At 44.2% G+C, this 24,940-nt stretch carries 21 protein-coding genes; 3 read left to right on the plus strand and 18 right to left on the minus strand.

Annotated features, from left to right (window positions below; translation table 11 throughout):
• Window positions 1–118 precede the first annotated feature (118 nt).
• From QT974_RS09370 to QT974_RS09385, 4 genes are all read right to left on the minus strand, one after another.
• Window positions 119–586, minus strand: coding sequence for an MgtC/SapB family protein (locus QT974_RS09370; RefSeq protein ID WP_333468233.1), 468 nt, complete (start codon window positions 584–586; stop codon window positions 119–121).
• Window positions 587–623: 37 nt separating this feature from the next.
• Window positions 624–1,280 carry a hypothetical protein gene (locus QT974_RS09375; RefSeq protein ID WP_333468234.1) on the minus strand — a complete coding sequence of 219 codons (657 nt, stop codon included), beginning with the start codon at window positions 1,278–1,280 and terminating at the stop codon, window positions 624–626.
• Window positions 1,281–1,756: 476 nt separating this feature from the next.
• Window positions 1,757–2,755 (minus strand): N-acetylglucosamine kinase, encoded by a 999-nt coding sequence (locus QT974_RS09380; RefSeq protein ID WP_333468235.1) that lies wholly within the window; start codon window positions 2,753–2,755, stop codon window positions 1,757–1,759.
• Between the two features lie 922 nt (window positions 2,756–3,677).
• Window positions 3,678–4,457: an ABC transporter permease gene (locus QT974_RS09385; RefSeq protein ID WP_333468236.1), complete on the minus strand. Its 780-nt coding sequence runs from the start codon at window positions 4,455–4,457 to the stop codon at window positions 3,678–3,680.
• A 127-nt stretch (window positions 4,458–4,584) separates the two neighbouring features.
• Between QT974_RS09385 and QT974_RS09390 the strand changes: the two genes are divergently transcribed.
• The 3 genes from QT974_RS09390 (at window position 4,585) to QT974_RS09400 (ending at window position 8,507) form a co-directional block, all read left to right on the plus strand.
• The gene (locus QT974_RS09390) at window positions 4,585–5,733 is read left to right on the plus strand and encodes a DegT/DnrJ/EryC1/StrS family aminotransferase (protein WP_333468237.1); all 1,149 of its coding nucleotides are present in this window, start codon (window positions 4,585–4,587) and stop codon (window positions 5,731–5,733) included.
• Window positions 5,734–6,181: 448 nt separating this feature from the next.
• The gene (locus QT974_RS09395; RefSeq protein WP_333468238.1) at window positions 6,182–7,858 is read left to right on the plus strand and encodes an ABC1 kinase family protein; all 1,677 of its coding nucleotides are present in this window, start codon (window positions 6,182–6,184) and stop codon (window positions 7,856–7,858) included.
• A gap of 229 nt (window positions 7,859–8,087) precedes the next feature.
• Window positions 8,088–8,507, plus strand: coding sequence for a hypothetical protein (locus tag QT974_RS09400; RefSeq protein WP_442933168.1), 420 nt, complete (start codon window positions 8,088–8,090; stop codon window positions 8,505–8,507).
• A 59-nt stretch (window positions 8,508–8,566) separates the two neighbouring features.
• Here QT974_RS09400 and QT974_RS09405 read toward each other — a convergent pair whose 3' ends face one another.
• The 14 genes from QT974_RS09405 to galE all read right to left on the minus strand — a co-directional run bounded on the left by QT974_RS09405 (window position 8,567) and on the right by galE (window position 24,705).
• Complete coding sequence (locus tag QT974_RS09405) at window positions 8,567–9,592, minus strand: Npun_R2821/Npun_R2822 family protein (protein ID WP_333468239.1); 1,026 nt, start codon at window positions 9,590–9,592, stop codon at window positions 8,567–8,569.
• A 106-nt stretch (window positions 9,593–9,698) separates the two neighbouring features.
• Window positions 9,699–10,571 (minus strand): Npun_R2821/Npun_R2822 family protein, encoded by an 873-nt coding sequence (locus tag QT974_RS09410; protein ID WP_333468240.1) that lies wholly within the window; start codon window positions 10,569–10,571, stop codon window positions 9,699–9,701.
• Window positions 10,568–11,542 (minus strand): Npun_R2821/Npun_R2822 family protein, encoded by a 975-nt coding sequence (locus QT974_RS09415; RefSeq protein WP_333468241.1) that lies wholly within the window; start codon window positions 11,540–11,542, stop codon window positions 10,568–10,570. Before QT974_RS09415 ends, QT974_RS09410 begins: the two co-directional genes overlap by 4 nt.
• Before the next feature lie 135 nt (window positions 11,543–11,677).
• Window positions 11,678–12,778, minus strand: a complete 1,101-nt coding sequence (locus tag QT974_RS09420) for a formylglycine-generating enzyme family protein (RefSeq protein WP_333468242.1) — start codon at window positions 12,776–12,778, stop codon at window positions 11,678–11,680.
• 11 nt (window positions 12,779–12,789) lie between these two features.
• Window positions 12,790–13,740, minus strand: a complete 951-nt coding sequence (locus tag QT974_RS09425) for a glycosyltransferase family 10 domain-containing protein (protein WP_333468243.1) — start codon at window positions 13,738–13,740, stop codon at window positions 12,790–12,792.
• A 267-nt stretch (window positions 13,741–14,007) separates the two neighbouring features.
• A complete protein-coding gene (locus QT974_RS09430) occupies window positions 14,008–15,207 on the minus strand; it encodes a glycosyltransferase family 4 protein (protein WP_333468244.1) in 1,200 nt (399 codons plus the stop codon).
• A 188-nt stretch (window positions 15,208–15,395) separates the two neighbouring features.
• A complete protein-coding gene (locus tag QT974_RS09435; protein WP_333468245.1) occupies window positions 15,396–17,399 on the minus strand; it encodes an ABC transporter ATP-binding protein in 2,004 nt (667 codons plus the stop codon).
• Between the two features lie 87 nt (window positions 17,400–17,486).
• Complete coding sequence (locus tag QT974_RS09440; RefSeq protein ID WP_333468246.1) at window positions 17,487–18,644, minus strand: glycosyltransferase family 4 protein; 1,158 nt, start codon at window positions 18,642–18,644, stop codon at window positions 17,487–17,489.
• A gap of 393 nt (window positions 18,645–19,037) precedes the next feature.
• On the minus strand, window positions 19,038–19,457 hold the full coding sequence (locus QT974_RS09445; RefSeq protein ID WP_333468247.1) for a class I SAM-dependent methyltransferase: 420 nt from the start codon (window positions 19,455–19,457) through the stop codon (window positions 19,038–19,040).
• Window positions 19,458–19,581: 124 nt separating this feature from the next.
• A complete protein-coding gene (locus QT974_RS09450) occupies window positions 19,582–20,409 on the minus strand; it encodes a hypothetical protein (protein ID WP_333468248.1) in 828 nt (275 codons plus the stop codon).
• Window positions 20,406–21,338, minus strand: coding sequence for a beta-1,6-N-acetylglucosaminyltransferase (locus QT974_RS09455; protein WP_333468249.1), 933 nt, complete (start codon window positions 21,336–21,338; stop codon window positions 20,406–20,408). The genes QT974_RS09450 and QT974_RS09455 overlap by 4 nt, the downstream gene beginning before the upstream one ends.
• Before the next feature lie 2 nt (window positions 21,339–21,340).
• On the minus strand, window positions 21,341–22,372 hold the full coding sequence (locus QT974_RS09460) for a glycosyltransferase (protein ID WP_333468250.1): 1,032 nt from the start codon (window positions 22,370–22,372) through the stop codon (window positions 21,341–21,343).
• Between the two features lie 361 nt (window positions 22,373–22,733).
• The gene (locus tag QT974_RS09465; RefSeq protein ID WP_333468251.1) at window positions 22,734–23,657 is read right to left on the minus strand and encodes an alpha-1,2-fucosyltransferase; all 924 of its coding nucleotides are present in this window, start codon (window positions 23,655–23,657) and stop codon (window positions 22,734–22,736) included.
• Between the two features lie 46 nt (window positions 23,658–23,703).
• The gene (gene galE / locus QT974_RS09470; RefSeq protein WP_333468252.1) at window positions 23,704–24,705 is read right to left on the minus strand and encodes a UDP-glucose 4-epimerase GalE; all 1,002 of its coding nucleotides are present in this window, start codon (window positions 24,703–24,705) and stop codon (window positions 23,704–23,706) included.
• Window positions 24,706–24,940: the final 235 nt, after the last annotated feature.

Below are 24,940 nucleotides of genomic sequence, written 5' to 3' on the forward strand. Positions count from 1 at the left end.
TACCGAAATGCTATAGCCCATACGAGTATATTTGCTTGCGCCCTGATGCACCCGTCTATCTGTAACTTTTAACGGCTGCCAAAGAGTAGACAAGCCACCGTATTTTCACGGAGATAGATTATTTCCGATGACTCCGACGCTCTAATACTTTAATTACTCTCAGAACAAACAGCGACATCAAAGCGCCAGTTAATGCAAGTTGCCACAACCCGCATCCTGCTGCTGTTCCTAACGCTGCTGATACCCAAATAGCGGCGGCAGAGGTGAGTCCGCGAACTTCAGCTTTGCCTGCTTCCTGCTGATTTTGCCTCAGGATTTCTCCGCCTCCCAAAAATCCAACCCCGGCGGCAATGCCTTGAATTACGCGCTCGATCGCATCTCGTCCATTTTCATTTTTACCTATTGCCAGCGGTATTAATACAAACAGCGCAGAACCCATACTTACTAACATATGAGTTCTCAATCCTGCTGGTTTGTGTCTGAGTTGGCGCTCCCATCCAATAATTCCCCCAACAAACATGGCTAGGCACAATCTTAACAGTATGCCTAGCCAATTATCGGGAGACCACAAGTTAGCGATCCACAATGTTTTAGTGCAAATAATTAATCCCAACAGTCTAATATTACCGCAGTACGATGTCCGATCGCAATCTCACTGATAAATCTTCTTCCGGGCGAATCACGATCGCGTCAAAACTGCGCCGCCCCAAAAATACTCCCGCTAAAGCGCCAATCCCAGCGCCGCCCAAGACTTCTTCAGTGGCGATCGCCTTATCGCCGGTAATACCTGCTAGGGCTGCTGCTGCTGCTGCGCCCAATGCTGCACCTTGGGCTACTGAACCTGTACCAGCACCTTTTTGAATTCTTTCGGTTCTGGTAATAACTCCCGAATAGCCATCAATCCGATAGCGTTGGCGGCGGCTGACAATTAAATCTCTGGCCACAAATTGAGTACCCCTTTGATTACCCCTTCTGACGGGTCGCAATTCCCCGACAATTTGGCTGCCGGCAGGGATTAATACTGTTCCTCGATCTGTGCGGATGTCTCGCGCTACAGTTAGTGTTAAAGGTGCGGTTTCTTCGGTGGTGACAACAATTTTGTCTTTTTCATAACTAACTGGAATTACACTCCCCGATGGAATTCTGATGCTATCAAATTGTGAAATTCTTTGTTGAGCTGATGCGGGAGTAGCTACCACTAGCGGCGTGCTGGTTGCAACTGTAATTCCCACTGCGAGGATTGCTGCTGTTGCTGAACGCCATTTTTGAGAAGTAATCATATAATTTGTCTCCTTGATTTTGTTTTGTTTTACTTAGGAATCTACTGCTGCTGCTAAATCTGTTTCTGGTTTCCGATTCATTTGATGTTTTAATGATGGCAGACTGAAATTATCCAAGTTGGGAAGTTAAGGTAGATAATTAAAAATTCTAAAATTTGGCAAAATTGAGAAAATCCACCTCACAGGGGCGATCGGGAAGATAAGGAAGATAAAGCAGAGATGGGGATTCATCGCCTTCTCAGCAGCTAGCCGTTGAGTTCGCGATCGCGCTTCCACTCACTAAACCGGATTTTTAACTGAGATTGACGGTTGTCACCCAATATTTGACGACAAAACCCGGTTTCGACGGACTCGTGCGATCGCCAACTAATACCATTTATCTAAAATTGTGCAACACTCGAAGACCCCCCCCGATCGAGGGGGGGAACAAGAATAGTGTTATTTCGTTTTAAATTGATATAAGTTAACAGTTAATCTCAAATCGCACCACCAAGTGTGGGGAGACGAGCTGAATTCTTGAGAGCATTTAAGGCTAACAATGCTGCACCGAAAGCTGGTTCGGAGCGCGGCAAAATTACTTTAGCATTCGGGGCGATCGCGCTGATGGCACTTTCAAATCGACCCCGGCAATTTGCCTCGCCGTCCCACACACCTCCAACGAGGGCAATTTCAAATTCTTCTCGGGGGCTAAATAGCGCTGAAATGGCTGTTTTTGTGGAAAATGTTAATTCTGCGACAGCACGACTAATAATGCCGTCAGCGACGCGATCGCCCTCTGCCGCAGCTCGATCGACGATCGGTGCTAAAGCTGCAATCTCTGTCACTCCCCAACCTCGCCGGTAAACGACATCTACCAATTCTTCTAGGTTATTGAGGCGTAAATGCTGTTGAAATTTTTGGGCGAGCACGGTAGACTCTTCGCGCCCGTCGCAGAACTTTAAAGCAGCTTGCAAACCGCTAAGGGCGATGTCATATCCGCTACCTTCATCGCCCAAAATATATCCCCAACCCCCGACTCGTTTAGTATTCCCTTGACGGTTTTGCCCGAAAACAATTGAACCGGTGCCTGAAATAACCGCGATACCCACGGGATTTCCCGTAGCGCCCACCAGTGCGATCGCGCAGTCGCTGCAAATTACGATATTTCTCGGTAAGAACGATCGGGTTACTGGTAAATTCTTTGGCAAGTGCAAATTCTGCATTACAAATTGCACTATTTCAATATCTTTGGGACGGCCTACCCCTGCTAGTCCGAGACAAATTGCTTCTATATTGAGAGTGCTATCCGCCTCAATTTTAGCGGACGTTACGGCACGTTCGATCGCCAACTGAATCGATTGTTTGGCACTGTCAATTCCCAGGGTTTGATAATTTGAAGCACCTGCTTCGCCACGTCCCAAAACAATGCTATTCTCATCCATTAAAATGCAGGTAGTTTTAGTTCCGCCGCCATCGATGCCGAATACATAATTCATATCCCAACTCTTAATAAATCTTTTTAACTAACATCTTGACTGCTGGGACACAATGTGGCTGGGCTCTGTGGTATCGGTTGCTTTGCTCAGGGAAAGCACCAGACAGCCGGAAAATCAAATTGCACTTTTTCCGCTTCATTTCGCCCAAAGCTGTAACCAGCAGCTAACCGCCAAAGCGATCGCCCAATCTCAATGCTAATCGAGAATTGTAACATTCTCTGCCGCCGCCCCGATCGATGTTGATGTATCTAGCGGCTGGGTGGTTAAATTTTATTACCATAAAAAAATCAAATCCAGGAGACCATAATTATCTCACAGGAATTAGTGTCTGAGGATAAATATTCGGCGAACCTAAATGACTGCCCTGCGGTATGGGAACAGGAAATCGTGCAGGTAAGCATTATCGGTTACCAAAAATCAGTGTTAAAAAACATCCACACCTTGGACGGGCTGTTATTTTGTACCGTCGGCGATTGAATTAAGTTGCAGCGGGGTAGAAAGCCGGGACAATTTGTGAGAGTTTGGAGCCGGGGCCAAGTCTAGAAATTAGTCTAGCCTCATAGACGATGACGATCTCAATGGCGGATGAAATACAGGACACGGCATTGCTATGGGGTGCAGCGGATGAGTGCAAGCAAATATATTTGTAGGGTGAAGCATAACCGCAGTGAATATGAGATTATAACTAATAACTTATATGCGGTCATGCGAGAACCCTGTTCAAAAACCAGATGAACCCTTGCTCTTTCCTACCAGATGTCGGTTTTTCCAGCACATTCACCCGCAGTCAATCCCGCTCAATAAAAATTTTGTGCTGTTAACTTTAACTTTTAAATTATCGTCAAGCATCCCATCAAATTGGTGCGATAGTTAGAAATGCGGATCGGCATTCATGAAAAACTAAATTCCGAACGATCGCACCTTACCATTTGATTAATTGTGCATCTTGATTGAAAAAATTCCGGGACAATCCCTCCGTCAACAAGAGAGTTGCAATTAATGTTGCCAGCGCCAACACAAACATAATCAAAATTTGATAAGATGCTGCATCTAGCGGACTGACACCGCTCAGCATTTGACCCGTCATCATTCCCGGTAAGCTCACGATTCCTACGACTGTCATTGTGTTTAATGTGGGGATTAATCCAGCTTTGATCGCATCTTTGCGGTATTGTTTGACTGCTTGCTGCGGTGTTGAACCTAAACTTAAATGGGTTTCTATTTCTAATTGGCTGCTGTTAACTGTGCTGACAAGTCTTTCGCCCGCGATCGCACCAGAGTTCATCGCATTGCCCAAAATCATCCCTGCTAGGGGAATCAAGTATTGCGGTTCGTACCAGGGGTCAGGTTGCAAAATTAGCAAGTGTGTATAGGCGAGAGTAAACGCCGTACCGATCAATATTGAACCCGAAACTAAGGGCAGTAAGTTCTTGATTTTTTTGCTGATCCGGTTGCTGGCTACCAGGCTAGCTGTTGTCAGCATGATGGCTAACACTGCTAAAACCAGCCACGGATTTTTCCCCTCGGGGGCAAATACCACGGCGAGCACGTAGCCGACTCCGATTAGCTGGATCAGGGTGCGCCCCGCGGCGATCGCCAGAGCCCCTTCTAATCCCAATCCCTGCCACGCCGAAAGCCCGATCGCGATCGCCACCATCCCCAAAGCCCAACCCAAATCAATTAAATCTAGCTGAATTAACATCCGCTTGCGCTTTCGATAAAGTGATTGTTTGCCCGTCCAACTATAAGATATTTTAATAAAGGTTTCTGAGAAACATTTTTACTGTAAAAATTTGCTTTGATGATGGTTGCAATTTGTGGTGTCAAGAGTGAATAATGTTCCCCCCCTCGACTTAACCCAGCAGTACGCCCAGATTGGCGACGAGATCGGCGCTGCGGTGCAAAAAGTCCTCGCCTCTGGCGGCTACATCGGCGGCCCCGCCGTCAAGAGTTTTGAGCAAGAGTTTGCCAATTACACAGGCGTTTCCGACTGCGTTGGCTGCAACTCGGGCACGGATGCGCTGATTTTGGCTTTGCGAGCTCTCAAAATCGGCCCGGGCGATGAAGTGATTACCACTCCTTTTACCTTCTTCGCTTCGGCTGAAACAATTAGCGCTGTAGGTGCAACTCCGGTATTTATCGATATTGACAGCGGGACTTTTAATCTGGATATCGAGCTCCTAGAAGCCGCAATTACCGACAAAACCAAGGCAATTATGCCGGTTCACATTTTCGGACAACCCACAGACATGACTGGGTTGATGGCAATTGCCACCAAGTATAACCTAGCCGTCATCGAAGATTGCGCCCAGTCTGTCGGCGCCGAGTGGGAGTCTCGAAAAGTCGGCAGCATCGGCCATGTGGGCTGCTTCAGCTTTTATCCAACTAAAAATTTAGGCGCTTGCGGGGATGGCGGGGCGGTGACGACAAACGACCCCGAACTCGCAGCTTGTATGCGTATGCTCAAAGAACACGGACAGTCTTCTAGGTATTTTTACGAGGAAATCGGGTACAACAGCCGTTTAGATGCTCTGCAAGCGGTGATTCTCAGCATTAAACTGCGGTATCTCGATAGTTGGAACGCCCAGCGGCGCTTTAAAGCAGCCGTTTATGGCGAATTTCTCTCCCGCGTGCCCGGAGTTGCTGTCCCCAAGGAATTGTCGGCAGCCAAGCCTGTTTGGAATCAATACACAATTCGGCTGATAAGTCCAGAAAAGGATCTCAATTCCTCTGGTAATTTTCGGGACTCGATGCGGACTAAGTTGCAGGAATCCGGCATCGGTTCGATGGTTTACTATCCGTTACCTTTACACCTGCAACCTGTTTACAAATCTTTGGGCTATCAAGTCGGTCAGTTGCCTGTCGCTGAGCAAGTTTGTCGCGAAGTCTTGTCTTTGCCGATGTTCCCGGAACTTTCGAGGGATCAACAAGAGCGGGCGATTTACGGGCTCAAAGATTGTTTGGCAAAGGGCGGATAGGATTTACCGGCTGCCAGCGCGATCGCCCGATCGAAAGAAATACCTGAGAATAGAGGAATTGTAGGGTTGCAGTGTCGTACTCGTGCGGCGATCGCGAAAATATATTAAGTATTTTGACCGATCACTTGTACTTTTATGTACTATAATCTTAATGAAAAGAAACAAATTTAGGCCAGCAATCCGCCTTCAATCGGTGCATTTTCCGCTCGCCTAAAATTTGCGATCGGTCAATGATGAACAAGGAAGTTCGGCAACGGATTCTGTAGCGGATGTAACGGATGTAAAGCATGGAAGGAAGAAGTCCGAGGGAAGTCGGAAGACGGAAGACGGAAGAAGGTTTTAACTTTCGACTTCCGATGCTCTTGGGCCCGATGCCCGATGCCCGATGCCCAAATCTCAATTCTCAATTTAACCTGCAATTTTCATAAAATCAGAGGAAAATAAACGAGTGCGTCAGTATCAATTCACTCAGGCTAGACGCTACGATCCACAAGCGATCGCTCAGTATTACCGCAGCCGTCCTTGGAAAGCAGTTTGGCGAGCAATTACCGTTATTTGGTCTTTTGCTGGCTTCGTGTTCGGGATGCTGTGGGATAGTTGGCAGCAGGAAGTCGCCGCCCACCAGCCGGAACGGGCCGCCCACCTGCGACAAATACTCACTCGCTTGGGCCCCACTTTCATTAAAGTCGGCCAAGCCCTGTCTACCAGACCGGATTTAATTCGCAAAGACTTTCTCCAAGAACTGATCAAACTTCAGGATCAATTGCCGCCCTTTGACTCGGCGCAGGCTTTCAAGATTATTGAAGCAGAACTCGATCGCCGAATTAGCGAAACCTACAGCGAAATCTCCCCCGAACCAGTCGCCGCGGCCAGTCTCGGCCAAGTCTACAAAGCCCGTTTAATCACCGGAGAACAAGTAGCCGTCAAAGTGCAGCGACCGAATTTGCTGCCAATCTTGAGTCTCGACCTTTACTTAATGCGCTGGGCGGCTGGATTTTTTGGCCCGTTGCTGCCGCTGAATCTCGGTCACGAGCTTTGTTTGATAGTCGATGAATTCGGTATTAAATTATTCGAGGAAATTGACTATATCAATGAAGGGCGCAACGCCGAGAAATTTGCGACAAATTTTGCCGATGACCCCACGGTAAAAGTTCCGAGTATTTACTGGCGCTATACTGCAAAATGCGTTCTCACTCTCGAATGGATTGACGGCATTAAGCTGACAGATATGGCAAGCGTGAAAGCCGCCGGTTTGGATACCGATAGCTTAATTGAAATCGGAGTCCGCAGCGGTTTGCGGCAGTTGCTGGAACACGGATTTTTTCATGCTGACCCCCATCCCGGAAATCTTTTTGCTTTAGCGGACGGCCGCATGGCTTACATTGATTTTGGGATGATGGATCAGATGGAAGAAACAACTAAAGAAACCTTGGTTGATTCTGTCGTTCATTTGATCAACAAAGATTACTTCGAGTTAGCCCAGGATTTTGTCAAACTTGGCTTTTTGACGCCAGATACAGATATTATGCCGATCGTCCCAGCGCTGGAATCGGTGCTCGGCGATATCGTCGGCGAAAAGGTGGGAGATTTTAACTTCAAGACGATTACAGACCAGTTTTCGGAGTTGATGTACGATTATCCCTTCCGGGTGCCGGCGAAATTTGCCTTAATTATTCGCTCTCTGGTAACAGAGGAAGGTTTGGCCCTGACGCTGAATCCCGATTTCAAGATTGTCGAGGTGGCGTATCCTTACGTAGCGCGGCGTTTGTTGAACGGCGAATCTCCGGCATTGCGGCGGCGCCTGATTGAGGTATTATTCAAAGATGGCAAATTCCAGTGGAACAGGTTAGAGGAGATGATCGCGATCGCCCGAGCCGATCGCAGTTTCGACCTGCTACCCACCGCCCAACTAGGCTTGCAATTTTTGCTGTCAGAGGAAGGGTCATTTTTGAGAAACCAATTGATCTTAGCCTTGATTGAGGACGATCGGCTTCACACCGAAGAAGTTCGCCGCCTGTGGAACTTAGTCAAGGAAGACTTGCAACCAGGCCGTCTGTTCAACGTTGCTCTAGGCGCTTTGGCAGAGTTTTCTACAGCAGGAGCCGCCTCCCTGACTCGATTTTAGTCATTAGTCATTAGTCATTAGTCATTAGTTATTAGTCATTAGTCATTAGTCATTGGTCATTAGTCATTGGTCATTAGTCATTAGTTATCAATCAAAAGACAATTGCTAATTACCAATTACCTGTCTTTACCACAGAAAAATCCCGGATACGCGGATTTCAAAAGGCAGAAAGCAGAGGCTAAAATTATTTACTTCTGACTGCCAACTAATTACTAATGACTGCCAACTAATGACCAATGACTTCCCAATTCCCATTACCCCAAAAGAATTATTCGTGTATTACTTTCCAGAACCTCCGTATTTTTTAATGACCGCAGGATTACTAGCAGGTATGGCATCCGGTTTAGCCTTTGAAGCAACTCTCAAACAAGCCGTACAACTCTGGTCTAAAAATCGCTCTAGCCGTACTTTATCTAACCTAAAAGGTCTACAATTGCAGTTGCCTTTTCTGGGAATGGCCGGCGGAATTTGCATATTTTTAGCTTCTGGTATGGAAATTTTCGGCTTCCCAAAATTACTTTCTTATGCTCTAGCTTTGCCGCTGACGTTACTAACAGCGTGGCTGGTTTGGACTCAGCTAGGCAAGCTTTTAATTGAACTACAACGCGGAGGTTCCCAAGCCTTAGACCTAGATTCTTTTGAAGGATGAGAATCACCAATCAACCCTCTTTTATCACAACGAAGAGGGTTGGTTAGATTGTTCGGACTTTAGTCCTGCTTTATTAAAATCCGCAACTTAAATAAAACATTATTAACTCTTTGAATACCCCAACTTTTGAAATTCCTCCGCAAGCGCAGTAACAAATTGGGAGGCGCGAGTTTTGGTCGTGTTTCCGGCGAGTTCAAATAGCGGTAGTGCAGAAATACATCTCGGTAAGGAATCTCAACATCTTCACCCGCACACAATCGAGTAAATTTGGCAGCAGAAATGCTCATGTAGTGCAAATAAGTCAGCCGCCGTCCCCGATCGTATAAAATAGAATCTATCACATCAAATTGAGAAGACCAATGATTCCCCGTTACCTGTTCCGATCGAGAATATGCAAAATTGTAAAAAGAGATTTTGCAGCGCGCCACTAAATAGTTAAACAAAGGTTGGTCAGTTCCCCGCAGCGAAAGAATTTCCGCTTCTCCTGATGTTAAATATTCTAACATTTTCCCTGAGTTATTTCGATTTATAATTCCTTTTTTTGAAGCAAACCACCCAGCACAAAAAATTTGAGATTGTAGTCTGTCAATAGAGAAAATCTCAGCGAGTTTTTGGGAGGATAAGTCAAATACATAATTGAGGTCGGATTTGTATTGAAAATCGTTTGCTACCAAGTCAAATTCATCGAGTTTTTGATAGATGTAATCGAGAGAATTCATTAACAGAGTGTCCGCGTCAAAATAGATAAATTTATCAAATGGCCCGTCAAAACAACAGAATTTTCGGTGCATTCCCAGACAGTGAACTGGTTTCCAGCCTTTAGCCTGCCAAATTTTTTGAGCTTTGGCGTGAGATGTCCAAACTTGAGTCGCAAAGTCTTCCCAGAATTGGATGGAATCGGTATTTTCAAACAGGGTGACATGGTGTAGGCTGGAAAAGTGCGATCGCACTTTTTTCAAGTTATCATCGTAGGGAATGATGCAAACTGGAATATCTTGAGCCCCGTTGACTTCGAGACTGTTTAGCAAAGCGACTAAGTGGTCGAAAACAACATCGTTTCCTAGAATATAAATGCCATTTGTCATCGTTTAAAAACCCTAACCAGATTCGGCGGTTGAAACCGCTACTACAGAAACTTTCGTCCGCCTTCGCGGACGGTCGAATAAACTCGTAGGGTGCGCACTGCGCACATTATTGCTGTATCAAGCGAAATATTCTTTGCATTAAATTGGGTTTTTTCTCATGCAAATAACGATAATATTTCCACAGTTTCCAATAAGGACTACCAGATTTAATCGGTATTCCCGCCCAATGAAGATATTTTAACCTTTTACCTTTGTCGTAAAGCACGTAATCTCTTTCCTGAAAATGCTTGGAACCCGCCCAACTTCCCGGTTCGGTTTCCGAAGCTTTAACAAGGTTACAGCGTTTGGGAATTAGTTTAAGAATTAAGTAATTTAATATAGGCTGGTCTGTGACATTTTGGGTAAAATCAAAATATTCTCGATGCTGCGAACATTCGCGCAAGACTTCATACATTTGCGATTCCGAAATCGTTGCTTTGCGGGAAGCCCAAAAGCCGCTGTTAAACACATCTTGAAGTTCGGAATCTGTGAAAATATGCTTTTCTTTGACAATCGGTGAAAAGACATTGCGCAGTTTTTCGCCCAGGTGGTGATAGTCGCAGCAAAAAAAGTCTACTTCTGAGAGTTTGTTGAGGTTGGCTGCGATGTCTTCAAAGACGATGATATCGGTATCGATGTACAGAAATTCGTCGAGGGGGCCAAACCAGGCGCAGAGTTTGCGCATTTTGTTGGGAAGGGCTAAAAAGTTGCGATCGAATATTTGGCCAATTTCCCTGGTAAACTGTTCCACAAACCCCAGATTTGGGTACAATTGCACCCCGTAGAGGCTGCTGAGGGCGGCGGCGACTTGCAGATAATTATCGTCAAACGGAATCAAAAAAACTGGTACTTGACAATTGTACAGGCGTATGCTTGCGATCAGGGCGATCGAACTTTCCATCACCTTATCATTAGCAACAATATAAATACCGCGACTCATAAATTTATCCTCAACCTTCTCAAGACTCTTTCTAGCAAACTCGGCGCAGAAATATCAGCATAAGACTTTAGCGGTTCCCTAAAAATCGGCCGCTTGGACGGTTCGCGGAGATAGCGGTAATGTAGAAACAAATCGCGGTAGGGAAACTCAATATTTTCGCCAGCACAAACTCTCCGAATCAAATCCGGCTGCACCCCAATATAATGAATATAAGTCAGCGGGTTTCCCTTATCATAAAGAATGTTATCCCGTGCTATAAAATGCTTAGAAGTAACACTGCACCCAGTTTTTAAATTATCTGGAAGACTGTAGGCAAAATTATAACTACTAATACCCGTTTTCATCACCATATAATTGAGCAACGGCTGTTCTCCCGCACCAGAATAAAGAATTTCTGCATCTCCAGATTGCAATTGAGATAACAGCCATTCTCTCGTATCTGCATCAAAAATTTCTTGCTTGCTACCATAAAAACCAGAACAAAATATTTCTGAATTAATGCGTTCCTGCTCAAATACTTCTAGCAATTTTGGCGACAATAAATTATATACTTTACTCGGGTCAGTAAATTGGAAATCATAAACCACAAAATCCGATTCATTTAACTTATCAAAAACCGCATCAAGGGAATTCATCACCAAAGTATCAGCATCCATATAGATAAACCTTTCAAAAGGCCCATCGAAAGCGCAAAAGCGGCGGTGCGCGCCATAAAGCCGAAACTTTTTGCGATTCAAGCGTTCAGGCGCCGCTGCTTCCATAAATTGATCCCATAGCTGAATAGACGCCATATCTTCATACATAAAAACATTAGGATGCCGAGCTATTTCAGCTTTAATTTGCTGTACTTCCTCATCAAAAGGATAAATACAAACAGGAATATTTGATCCTAAAATAACTTCAATACTGTTAAGTAAAGCAATTAATTGATCGTAAACCCTATCGTTGGCTAGCGTGCAAATTCCATTCATATATAGTCGCTCAATTATATCGTGTCCGCTCGATTAATCGCGCTTTAAAGTTTTGAAATAAAAGTCAATCGACCTCCGGCAAAAATGACAAGACATAAAAATCATCGCCGAATACTACAAACCAAAAACCCGAGACTACGCTAAAACACAAGCCACGCGAAAACCAACGTCTATAGCCCGGAAGCTAGCCGAATATCTAAGACGAGTGGCACTGCGGCAATATACCGCAGAATATTCCCAGGAACCGCCACGCTGCATACGTTTATCATTTGTGCCAGTTTCCCAAGAACTTCCGTCAATTGGTGCGCCGTTATAGTTTTCGTGCCAGGTATCGCTGCACCACTCCCAAACATTGCCGTGCATATCGTACAGTCCAAAGGCATTGGGGGTAAAACTCCCGACATCCGTTGTTTCTCGGCTGCGATTGTAAGAGTCTGTGGGGGGAGCGTTTGCGTAGGCAGGGTATTTGTCATGGTTGACTAATTCTATGGTAATGGTTTCCCCAAAATGAAATGGCCCTGTTGTACCCCCACGACAGGCGTATTCCCATTCTGCTTCACTCAGGAGGCGATATTTTTTCCCGGTTTTTTCTGAGAGTTTGTCGCAGAATTTGACGGCATCTTGCCACGACACACCTATTACAGGACGTTTTTCACCTTTGACAACCGATGGATTTTTTTCCATCACTGCTCGCCACTGTGCTTCGGTGATGGGATACTTACCTGCAAAAAAAGGGGGTACTTTTACTTGATGCTGCGGACTTTCCTTATCTTTTCTACCTTCTTCTGTTTCTGGCGAACCCATCATAAATACCCCGTCGGGAATCGATACCATTTCGAGCACAACTGAGTTCCCTAATTCTTCAAGGAAGAAGCGAGCAAAGAACTGACTGCGGCTGTTTTCCTTTCCTGTAGCATCGACTGCGATAACATCAAATTCAAAAGAGCTACGTAAATGTTGTTGAATCTTCTCCTCATCTCTATTCCTCAGCAGCGAATAGGCGGCAAACTTCACAGCCATTGATTCATCTTGCAGCGCCACAATTATTAAATCTAAACCTGCATCTCCATATTTCAGCGCTTCAGACAGTGCCGCAATTTTTACCTCGACAATCGGTGAAGCCAAACGACTCTTAACGCCGGGAATCCCGCCTAAGACAGCCGCACCGAAGGGGGGTGGATTTTGACCGCCGAGTACGGCATCGTATTCTCTGGGTTGATTTTGATTTTCTGTCATTGCGCTATTTCCTAAAATACAAAGTTAGATAGCCAATTCAGCAAATTCAATTCATGGAGAATGATTTGTCTGGCTTCCGCAATTTTCTCCCTTGCTTCTTGCCAACAATCCGGGGTTGAAATCACCTCTTGAATAAATTCTACTCCCTTCTCATCCAAACTCGGCAGCCGCAGAAAACTACCCGCCGGCAACAACTTATCCGCCGCCGCACCGCCGTAATAAATTGGCAAACACCAAGCTAACAAAGCATCCCAAAGTTTTTCGCTGACATACCAATCGTTGTTTGCATAATTCTCAATAGCCAAGTTGTAATAGTATGGTGCGACGGCGTGCCATTTATTGTTGACAGTCCCGTTACCGCGCGCCCAAGTCGGCAAGTTTCGCCCGTAAAGGTCAAAGTCTAATTCTTGTGCTTGCAGCAATTTGATAAAATCTAATCTGCGCCGATGGTTGGCGGTGCGACTAACACCTGAAGTTATCCACGAACAGGATTTAGTTTTAGTTGGTGGTGGCATTTCGTTAAGTTCTCGAAATGAGTTTGAGTGATACCAAATCGCAGGCATATAATCTGGTTTGGGTGCAAAGTCGTCCGGCCCGGAAACGTAACCGCAATAAAGTTCTGCTTGTTGGTAATTGGCTTTGGTAATCTCAATTACTTCTACTAAAGGCGGTTCTCTGATTAGGTAAATAATACGCTCTTTGGGGACGTTACGAAATTTTTCTCGAATGTCATTTTCTTGGTTGGGATGCCTGTAATGGCGTATTTTGTCTAGCCATGACTGCTGTTTAGGTTGTCGAGGAAAGTCGAATTGATACATGAGTAAAAAATCTGGTTCTGGGTGGTTGGCGAGCATTTGAATGTTGCCCCATTTACCGAAGTTGTGAGGGGTTTGTTGCCACAGCCAGTCGCTTTGGTTCATGCCTGGGTAGGTGGTGATTGTGCCGATAATTTTTGGGTTCATTTTTAATATTTTGGTGTGGTATTTGAGTCCGCGAGTCATTCATTCAGCTATTCGGCTACTTCGCTACCCCGACAGTCCGCCAGGGGTTGAAAACCCCTGTCTCAAAGCTAAAGTCCTCGCTATGAGGACTCAGGAATCAAGTTATTATTTAACTTGAGTTCCTGAGTCCATAAATAATAATTTTAGTCCTCTTTAGAGGACTTTAGCTATTAGCCAGTGGTTTCAACCACTGGCGGACTCGCGGGCTGGCGAAGGCGGATTGGCGGATTAATTAATCATTTGCGATCGCACATCCGCATCCACACACCCCAAAATTCTCTCGATCCTATTTTCCCACGAAAATTGCTTGACAAAATCTATCGTTTCTGAATAACCCTCTACCTTCCTCGGATATTTTGTTAAACTAACTTGAATACTTTGTGCAAACTGCTGCGGGTTATCGGGTGTGCACCAAGTCGCGGCGATATTCCCAGACTTAAACTCAAGCAAAGATGGAATCTCCGTCGCCACAATCGGAGTTCCCGATGCCATATAATCGAAGAATTTCAAAGGAGATGTGAACGTCGCCGCCTCTGTCAAACAGTGCGGGTGAACCAACACATCGGCGGCTTGTAGCAAGCTAGCTAGTTGATTTTGCGGGAGGTAGCCGAGAAATTTGATGTTGTTAATTTGTTTGGATTTTGCTAACTGCTGGTACGCTGTTACTTGGGATGAATCACCGCCTGCGATCGCAAATTCAACTTCCGGTAACTCCCGCGCCACCTCCACCAGCATATCCACACCCTTAAACGGGTAAAGCCCGCCCCCATAAACTGCTAAATATTGCCTGTCATCGGTTAATAACTGCTGTCGCCAATTCTCGGCTGCGTCTGTTTGTCTGGCGAGAAACAACTGGTTAAAACCATTGTGCAGCATAATTACCTTTTCCGGCGGCATTCCTTTGTGAATCATGGTATCTCGGACAGTATCGGCCACAGTTACAGCAATTTGAAACAGAGGATTGTTAACAACGTCCGGCTCAAATTTCTTATCTTCATGGTGATGTTGTTCGTAGATAGCGGGAATTCCATTTTTAATCGCAGCTTTGACAAAGTTCCAGTCGCGGCTGTGGACAATTTTAGTGGATTTCAGCAGGTGAATTGGTAAATAGTATTTTGAAACTATTGTACTCGCACTCGTCCATTTGCTGTTCCAACAATCGACAGGCCACGGTAAAGGTAAATCTGCTACTTTTAGCTGTCCTTGAAGATTGTAAATTTTGGAAAGTTGAGAGTCCGGTTTTCTGGGTTGAAAAGGAAACATCAAATCAACGGGATTCAAAGCACTCCAGCCTTTGCGGAGGTATACCAAAACTGCTGGATAACCGAGATTTGCTGCGGCATTGGCAGAGTGCGCAACTTGAACTAAGCTGGCAACATTGGGTTGCGGTAAAACATTTCTAGTAAAAAATACATAATATTTAGACATGGGAATTGGGCGAAGGGAAGCGGAAGGATGGGGCATGGGGCATGGGGCATGGGGCATGGGGCATTGTTATTTTTCCGATTTTATTTGTGAATAGCTACCAATGACCAATAACCAATAACCAATAACTAATAACAAATAACAAATAACCAATAACTAATAACAAATAACCAATAACCAATAACCAATAACTACTTTTTGACACCCTGACGCTTAATAGTATTTTCTATAAATTCTAAAGTAGTGAAAATATTAGCAGCCGAGTGATATGATTCTCTAATTAACTCATCTCTTTCTTCGGGGGAGTCTACCATTTCGTCTACTAGCAATTTTAGGTAAGCTATCATCGGAGTCAGGCGAGTGCGAATTTCGTAAGAACCTCTAATCAAAGCTTCATCGCGGGCGGTTTCTTCCGCAAATTGCATTGAATACAAGCGAGTGTAGTAACCTCCTTTGGCTAGCAATTCTTCGTGAGAACCGATTTCTACGACTTGTCCGCGATCGATTACGGCGATTTTGTCTGCTTTTTGGACTGTGGAGAGGCGGTGGGCGATGACTAAGGTTGTGCGATCGCAACTCAGTTTCTCGATCGCCGCTTGGACGTACCTTTCTGAAACCGTATCTAGCGAACTCGTAGCCTCATCTAAAATTAAGATTTCCGGGTTTTGCAGCAAAGCTCTAGCAATGGAAATTCTTTGACGCTGCCCTCCCGATAGTATCACGCCGCGATCGCCAATTTGAGTATCCAGCCCCTCCGGTAACAGTTGGATAAACTCGTAAGCATTAGCTCCCTTCGCCGCTTCCACAATTTCCGCCTCCGTCGCTTGCGGCTTAGCGTAAGCAATATTTTCCCGCACCGAAGCATTAAACAAAAACGTATCTTGGCTAACAATACCCATTGCTTGTCTGAGACTTTTGAGATCGAATTCGCGCAAATCCCTGCCATCTATCGAAATATGACCTTGAGTAGGATCGTAAAATCTCGGCAACAAATCTGCCAAAGTTGACTTACCGGAACCAGAATTTCCTACCAAAGCCAAAGTAGTACCGTGAGGCAGAAATAAATCAATTCCTTGCAATACTAAATTTTTGTGATTTGGATAATTAAAAGATATATTATTAAAATGAATTCCCGATCGCAAATGATTGTATGGTATAGAACCGTTAAGCATAAACGGCTTGTCGTCGCAGCTCAAAAAATCATTAACAACCTCTACACTAGCCGAAGTATTAGCAAATTGACTGCGCCCGCTATTCAACTGAGAAATAAAAGGAATCAACCTAAACAATACCAATAAATAAGTCAACAATACTGTAGAAATCGATTCTATTTCACGGGAAAAAATAGTGCGACCCATAAATACAATTAAAATAATAACCATCAAATTAACAACTTCGTTAATCGGGGCGATCGCCGCATAATTTACCTGAGCCTGAAAATCAGCTTGTTCTCGCTTTTGAATTAAATTTTTGATTCGTTGATACTCTCTTTCTTCATTTCCCGTTGACTTGACCAACCGAATGCCCGTCATGGTTTCGAGAACCCTCACCGAATAATCTTTAGACATTTCCGAAAGCAGGAGGCCAAAATGCTTAGAACGGTTAATAATATATTGATTTGTCCAAGCAACTAACGCCAGCAAAACAGTAGATGTCACCGTCAATTTCCAAGAAATAGAAAGTAGGAGACCCACAAACACCAAAACGGTGATTGAGGTAGTAAACATGGATATCGCCGTGCCAACTGCACTAGCAGTCCGGCCAATCTCTCCGCCCAACCGATTAATTAAATCCCCAACTTTAGTTTTAGAGTAAAAATCTAAATCTACTTCTAGCAACAACCGCAAACCTGCTTCTCGCAAATCAAAAGTTAGAGATCGAGTCAGAGATGTTGCTACTAAAGTATTGATATAACTTGCAACATTTTTCAAAAAAATTGCCAGGAGAATTGCCGCGGTCATCAACATTAAACGCTGATTTTCTGGCATTCCCTGAAAGGGATACATCAAACTTTTAATCAGAGGTGGAGCGCCGCGCAGCTCGATAGCTTCTCCCAAAAAACTTAAAAGCACTGGTACAATCAGAGTAGTGCTGATACCACTGAATAAAGCCCCAGAAAAGCCCAGCATCACAGTTAACAGAATTCTGCCCGGATATCGTCTGGCAAATTTTAGGAGTAGCTTATTGGCAGACATGAAGCATTCCCAGCTAAACAGTACGGCATCTCAAAATATTCTTTAATTACAGGCAGTTTTTCTTCCTCAATTGCTGTCGGTTGCATATCACCTAGACATACTTGCAATTATATCTGAAAGTATCGGTGCCATTGCTTGAATGCTATATTTTTTCACGCATCTTTCCCGAGCTTTAACTCCTTGCAAATTCGCGACCGTCAAATTTTGAAATATCCATTGAATTTTTTGGGAAATTTGAGCCGGAGAACTCGGCTCGACTAAATAACCAGTTCCGCCTAAAATTGATGGAATATCGCCCACGCGCGCCGACAAAACAGGCTTAGCCATTGCCATGCCATCTGTCAGCTTCAGCGGAAACTGAGCCACCCCTGTCAGAGTCTCTCGCTGAGGAACAACGACAATGTGAGCCGCCGCCACAACTGACGGCATCGTTTCGACAGGAAACTTCGGCAGCTTAACAATCCAATGCCCCCATTGTTGCATAAGTCTATCATCATAATCATCATAAGGACTTCCGCCGACGATCGCTAATTTTAAATCCGGCTCGTTTAACTGTTCGAGGGCCATCAAAACATCCTCAACACCTTTGTGAGGTCGCGGAGCACCGGGAAACATCAGAACTCTATAGCCGGACAAGCCGTAACGCTCTCTGCTCAATTCAGGATTGTATTTAGCCGGGTCGAACATTTCAGTATCCTTGCCATTAGGCAAATATACACCACCAAAACGCTGTTTTAAAAACTCCGTATCGACGGTGACAGCATCAGCACGGGAAATTAAACTTTCCATCCATTGGATGTACAGCGGATGATCCGGTACTCGCAATTCACCCTGTGGTTTGAAAATATCTCGATAAAGTTGTTTTAAAGAAGGGCGATATTTCCATTCATCGCCACCGAACCAGCTAAGCTCCCAGTCATCTATATCTAAAATGATAGGGCGGCGCGTCTCGATTTTTTTTAGCAGCGATAAACCAAAGCTTGTAGGTTTAGGTTTCACCGCATAAATAATATCCCCATCTATTTTTTGCAAAACTTTTTGAGCATCCATCAAAAACCCCGGATAGTTTTTCCCCGGTATCGCACATACTGGGATGCCTTTCGGAGGGATAGCATACAATTCCTTACCAAACTGAAATCCGACAACTTCTACCTCATAGTTAAGCTCAATCAGGACTTGAGCTAGGAGAAAAGCACGAATTGCACCTCCTCCGGATAAATCGCTCACCACTAATGAAACTTTCACTTGGTAATTTTTTTTGAAAAAAGTTGATTCATTTTCCTGCTTAACCGAGATATTGTCAAGGGTAGCAAGGCTAAAAATACTTTATTTATCGAAATCCTCGGATCTTTCAAGGCTAAAGCATCTTTGATTTCTTGTCTTAATTTGGTTGCTTCGGATGCTGTTCGCAAATAAAGCTGCGGATGAATTAAGGAAAGCTGCAAAATGCTAGTTCTCTAGGCCTCTTTTTGTAATGCTGGATGCGTTGTTAGATATTCTTGTTGCGCAAATATAAGTATATTCTGAGCGTAGTACCATTTTACTCGATCGTTTTGCCATATTTTATTTCTAATGCAGTCAACCACTACATATCCTTGGGCTTCAAATAGTTTCGCCCAATACTCGGCCCACTGTTCCTTAATGTGATTTGTTCCTCCTTGAAATGGTACTGCGGCTGAGAATAAAATCACCGCTCCCAGCTTGACTAAAGACTCTACAAATAACCGGGCAAGCTGGGAGCGGCAAATGTTCTGCTACTTCTAAGGAAACGACTAAATCAAATTGTTTTTCCAGCCGCAACGGTTGGGTTAAATCGAATGTTGAAAAGTTGGTGGCCCAGATTTCAAGCATTTTGGGATCGACCCAATCGCCGTCTATTCCTAAAATCTCTTGAACGCCGTATTCTTGAAACGCGGACAGCCAAGTTCCCGTGCCGCAACCGACATCTATTACTCGATTTTGCTGTACGTATTCCCAAAGGATAGGAATAATTTCTTTGGCTGATTCGTGGCAGGTTTTTTGCAAGTATTGATATAATTCTTTGGTATAATGTTGCACGGGAGCTAGAGCTATCCTGTTTGATTTTTGGGGATTTTTTCACCGCAGAGGGCGCAGAGAGATTGGAGATGGAATGTTTGTGCGATCTTCGTAAATTTGGCGACGGTTGGTATAATACTAAATCTTATTTTAAGCGCCAGGGATTGTTGATTTGATTTGGTAAAAATATTTTAGCAGTGCGATCGACTATTCGAGTAAATAGCGATCGCGTGACGTTCTTTGCGTACTGCGGGCGGTAGGGATAGGTGCAGTGCATGACTTTTATCGGTTTGTCGATCGCATAAACATCTTTCCACTTATCCAAGTAGTTGTAAATAGGGGACAATGTTGTCATTTTTGGTTTCACAGATTCAACGGCAGCAGCAAATGCGCCCTGGTCTTTCAATAGTAGCACATTCTGATTGGCAACTACGATCTGGAAATATTTGTTGAAGTGTTGGAAAAATTCGTGATTTTTACTACTTTTTGTAAAAGCGATAAATCCGCCATTGTATTGAATGCTATTGGCGTTTAGCGGCAGTCCTACAGACTGCAAAGTTGACAGAATATCTTGCTTGACTCTTAATAAATTGCCCGCTTTAGCAATCGCAGGCTGCACGTCTTCTGTTACCAACAAATCCACTGCGTCCAGAAAATCAAAAACCTCATCTATTGGCGACAGCAAACAAATATCGCAATCCATATAAATAGTTTTGTCAAACAAAGATTCCCCATACAAAGTTAGTTTAGCTTGTCGCGACGCTAAAACAGGATTTTCGTGAGATGGTGCTGGTTTTAATATGACATTTCTAAATACCTGAAGTAAAGGATATAAAAATTGAGGTACTCTATCGATTAAAATAATAATAGGTTCCTGGTGAAACTTCCTGACAGAAGCCAGAAAATGAATGCAATCTTGCAACGAGTAAAGACCCGTTAAAATAGTGATAAATCCCTTGGTTTCTAATTTCATCCAAAAATTAAATAATCTAGCTTGTCTAGAATTTTCGCATCTTGTTTTATGTCAAATTTGCGCGCAAAGTGAAAGTTGCCGTTAGTAATTGTCGCGTAATCTTCTACTGTCAGCGTTCGGGGCGAACCTGCGATCGCATTGGTATAATCAATATAGCGTTTGTCGTCATTCACCAGATTTAAGTTGTGATTGTTGACGAGTACAGTCTGTACGAAAGACTCTTCGGGAACTACTGTTTTTTGGTAGTAATCCACAACATCTGGGCGAAAATTCACAAAATCTTTGATGTATTCAACGCATTTTCTAGAGAGAGTATACCACGCCCAGCCGCCGTAGCAAATGAATCGATCGCTAAATAAGGTCGATCGGCGCGGTATCCCCACCAGCGGGCCGTAAGTCAGGTAAAATTGCAGTGGTGTCAATTTCTTCACCGCCCGCAACTGCTGAAACTCTTTCAAAAAATTGTAACTCCAGCGCCCGGGAATTCGCCAGTAACGGCAATAATATCGCTTGAATCCCTTCTGTTTGTCCCAAGGTATTCCCTCAGCTAAAACATCCCAATACCGAATAAAACCGTCGGCGTCAGTTTTCGCGAGAAAATCTTCAGTTTTTGACAGCGGTTGAGTCGGATAATCTTGGCCAGTCAAATTAATCAGCCAGTCAAAATCAGAATTATTTGTAAATAACCAGTTGACAGCATTTAAATACGGTTGAACTTGACAAGAAAAATCAGCGCGAATTAAATATTCTCGATTAGTTAATAAATGAATATCTGACAAATCTTGCAGCGGAGTTAAGTCTAAATCACACCTATTAAAGTTGTGATTGAGCAGAATTTGAGAATTAGGGCTGGATTTTTTGATGGTGCGGAGCAGGCGATAAATTTGTTCGGGATTTTGATGAGTTTGGATAAAATAGCAAATTTTCACGCCTATTTCTCAGATACAAATTGATTCATGCGACTTTGTAGGCGGTTCGCTTTCAGAATTAGATAGCGGCGGGTCAAAAATATTTGCTGCTGCCAAATTGACGCGTTACACCAACGATCGTAAGCAGGAACAGCTACTTTTGTCAAAAAATTGCGCCACTGCCCAACAATCTGGGCATTCCCCGTTTCCTGCGCTCTGATTGTACCATTTTCGATCATTGCCCGCCGCAAATTTCGATCGCGCCGCAGCATCTCAACAGCAGCAATTGTCTCCTCGGGCGAACCTACTTCTATGTAATCGAGTGCGCTTTGGCGTTCGCTGCGGTAGGCAGATTCGCGTCCCAGAACCGCCGGAATGCCTGCGTGCCAAGCGTTAATCAATTTTGAGGGAGGTTTCGAGTCAAAAGTCTGTGAAGCCTCAAAACTGCGCACAGCCACTATGAGATCGACTTTACTGTAATCGTGCCAGCGATCGCACCCGACAACTTCCCACGCCAAACCCAAAGCGCCGAGTTTTTCTGCCCAATCAGGTGCTTGCAATTGAGGTGCTAGAGTTCCTGTAACGCCGAAGAATGCTGCCTTTTCAAAGATTTCGCCCCGGCTGGCGTCGCGGGGAATTAACCCGGGTTGCAGCCAAAATTTTAGGGGGTGACAGTGCCATAAAAAGGGCGATCGATTAAATAGCAAATCGCGATCGTTCTGCACTACTTGCAACTGAGCATAAGGATGAGGTTCTCGATCTACTTTAATACAAACAATCAGCAATTTTGACTGCGGTTGCAAATTATCCGATAAAAAATCTCGATGGGACACTACAATGCCTTCATCCGGCATAAAATCTATTAATTGACAAAGCAACCCATCCGCTTTCAAATAAAGATAAGTTTGCAGAGTCCAATCATACTTTCCCCGACCGTACCTGCTACCCCAAAAACTCATCCACTGCCAGTATTCCTCTGGACTTTGCGGCAAATCTCCTACCGGCCACTGGCTTTGAGGAATGTAAAAATAAATCGGTGGCAAACCCTCATTCATGCCATCCTACCTGCAATTATACAACTATTTATTAACTCCTATTCTAGGTTATACCAATTTAAAACGAAATAACAGTATTGTTCCCCCCCTTTGTATGGGGGGCTAGGCGGGCATTAGTGTCAACTTAAGCTCAAATCCAGTCAGAGATTGCTGTTTGACTATTAAGGCCAGATCCCCCCTAGCCCCCCTTAAGAAGGGGGGGACAGGAGTCTTCTCAAAGTCCCCCTTCTTAAGGGGGATTTAGGGGGATCTAGACTTGGCTAAAAGCGAGATATACCAAGGATTTTAGGCTTAAGTTGACACCTATGCTAGGCGGGGTCTTCGAGTGTTGCACAATTTTAGATAAATGGTATTACTTCTTTCAGTGCGTCCAATCCCAAAAACTCTCGTTCCAGTTATCGCAATAATTGAAAATTCCTTGCCATTCATAAAAATGCACAAAATCTTTTAGATTAATTACTTTACCGACATCTCTAATCATGTATAGAGGCCGATCTCCATAAAAAGAAGCCCACATAGTATAACTGCTCGGCGGCCCGACAATATAGTCGCACTTTGATAAAGCATACATATCTTCGATTAAATGACCGCTGCCAAAAACACAGTCAAAACTTTTAAATAAACTCGGTTCTTGCTGGATGTTAGAGCAAATTAAAAATTTAATATTTTTTCCTGCAAATAGCTTGACTGCTGCATTCATCACCTCGATATATTGGTCGGTAGTATAAAAGTACCTGCCATTTTGGTGCTGAGCGTAATCGCCTTGACGGATATGAATTCCCACAATCGCATCCGCGCTGTTTTTGAGATTTGCCATCAGGCGCTCGGGATTAATTGTATATTGTTTTAATGGTGTAAAGTAGGCTCTAATTTCGTCGGCGTACTTGCGCAAATTCGGCGTATCTTCGACAAACCAGCCATCTCGAAATAGCCAGCCTTGAAAACAAACAATTGAACCGTGTTTGATTTGTTCCTGTTCCTGATATTTGCTCCAGCTAAAAGGTTTCTCTCTCGTAATTTCTCGGGTTTTTAATACTTTTTTAGTGATTAAATATTTTATAAATTTATAATATTTGTTTCTGAGAAACTTGTTGCCTGCTGCGGTAAAATATGGACGAGGATAACTACATAAAAAATCCCCAGCGGTTCCGACAAAAAAATCTGCATATTCCTCAAAAGCTGGATTGAAGACAGTGAAATTGTGTTCGATCGCCCAAGCTATGAAATTTGCAAATAGCAGCAGTCTGTTGCCTAGCTGTCCCGATTTAGCAGATATTATCAACATACTCGCTATTTTGGTTGAGGTAAGGTGCGCAAGCGCACCCTAGATACTAAGAATGATGCCGTTTTTGATGCCAGTGCCAAGCGTGAGTTAGAATATCCTTAATGTGGGGATACTCTGGAGACCAGCCCAAAGTTGCGATCGCCTTTTTGCTGCTCCCAACCAAAGCAGGCGGGTCTCCCGGACGGCGATCGCATTCCACGACTTTTATCTCTTTTCCGGTGACTTGGCGGGCTGTTTCTATCACCTCTTTTACCGAAAAACCGCCGCCGTTACCCAAATTAAAGAAATTAGATTTGCCGTCATTTAACAAATATTCTAATCCTAAAATGTGAGCCGAGGCTAAATCGTTGACGTGAATGTAATCGCGAATGCAAGTACCGTCAGGAGTATCGTAATCGGTGCCGAAAATTGCGATCGAATCTCGTTTTCCCAAAGCAGTCAATAACACCAACGGTATCAAGTGAGTTTCGGGATTGTGATCCTCTCCTAACAAGCCGTTTGGATCGGCTCCAGCAGCGTTAAAATAGCGGAAACAAACAGACTTAAAATTGTACGCTGTGTCAAAATCCGACAAGATCCGTTCTACCATTAACTTAGTAGCACCGTAGGGATTGATCGGATTTTGGGGGTGGTCTTCGGCGATCGGGCTTTTCTGCGGTACGCCGTAAGTCGCGCAAGTAGAAGAAAACACAAATTTCTTAATCCCAGCAGCAATCATCGCTTCCAAAAGTGTAATCGTGCCGATGACGTTGTTGCGGTAATATTTGGCTGGATCGGTCACAGATTCGCCCACGTAAGCGTAAGCAGAAAAGTGCATTACCGCTGCAATATTGTGGGTAGCAAACAAGTTGTCGAGCAAAGTGCGATCGTTCGTATCGCCAACTACCAACTCTACCTGTAAAGCCTGCTCTACTATATCTCGGTGGCCGTAAACTAAATTATCTAAAATCACTACACCGTAACCCGCGTTTTTCAGCGCTAATACCGCGTGAGAGCCAATATATCCTGCTCCGCCTGTAACCAAAATTGTTGGTTTTTCTGTATTCATTTTACTCTGGGTTGTGAAAGTAAATTTAACTGTCTGTGAGATTGCAATACGGTTGGCTTAAGCCTGTTTATTCCCCGGACATTCCTTGCAGCATCCCCCTGGTTGTAGGGGGACGAAAGAGAATTCTCTTGTCCCCCGATTTTAAAGGGGGTTAGGGGAGGATCGGCCTTAACTATCAACTGTCAACTGTCAACTGTCAACTGTCAACTATCAACTGTTGTCAACTGTCAACTGT

Source organism: Microcoleus sp. BM001215392 (genome assembly GCF_036700185.1).
GTDB lineage: Bacteria > Cyanobacteriota > Cyanobacteriia > Cyanobacteriales > Microcoleaceae > Microcoleus.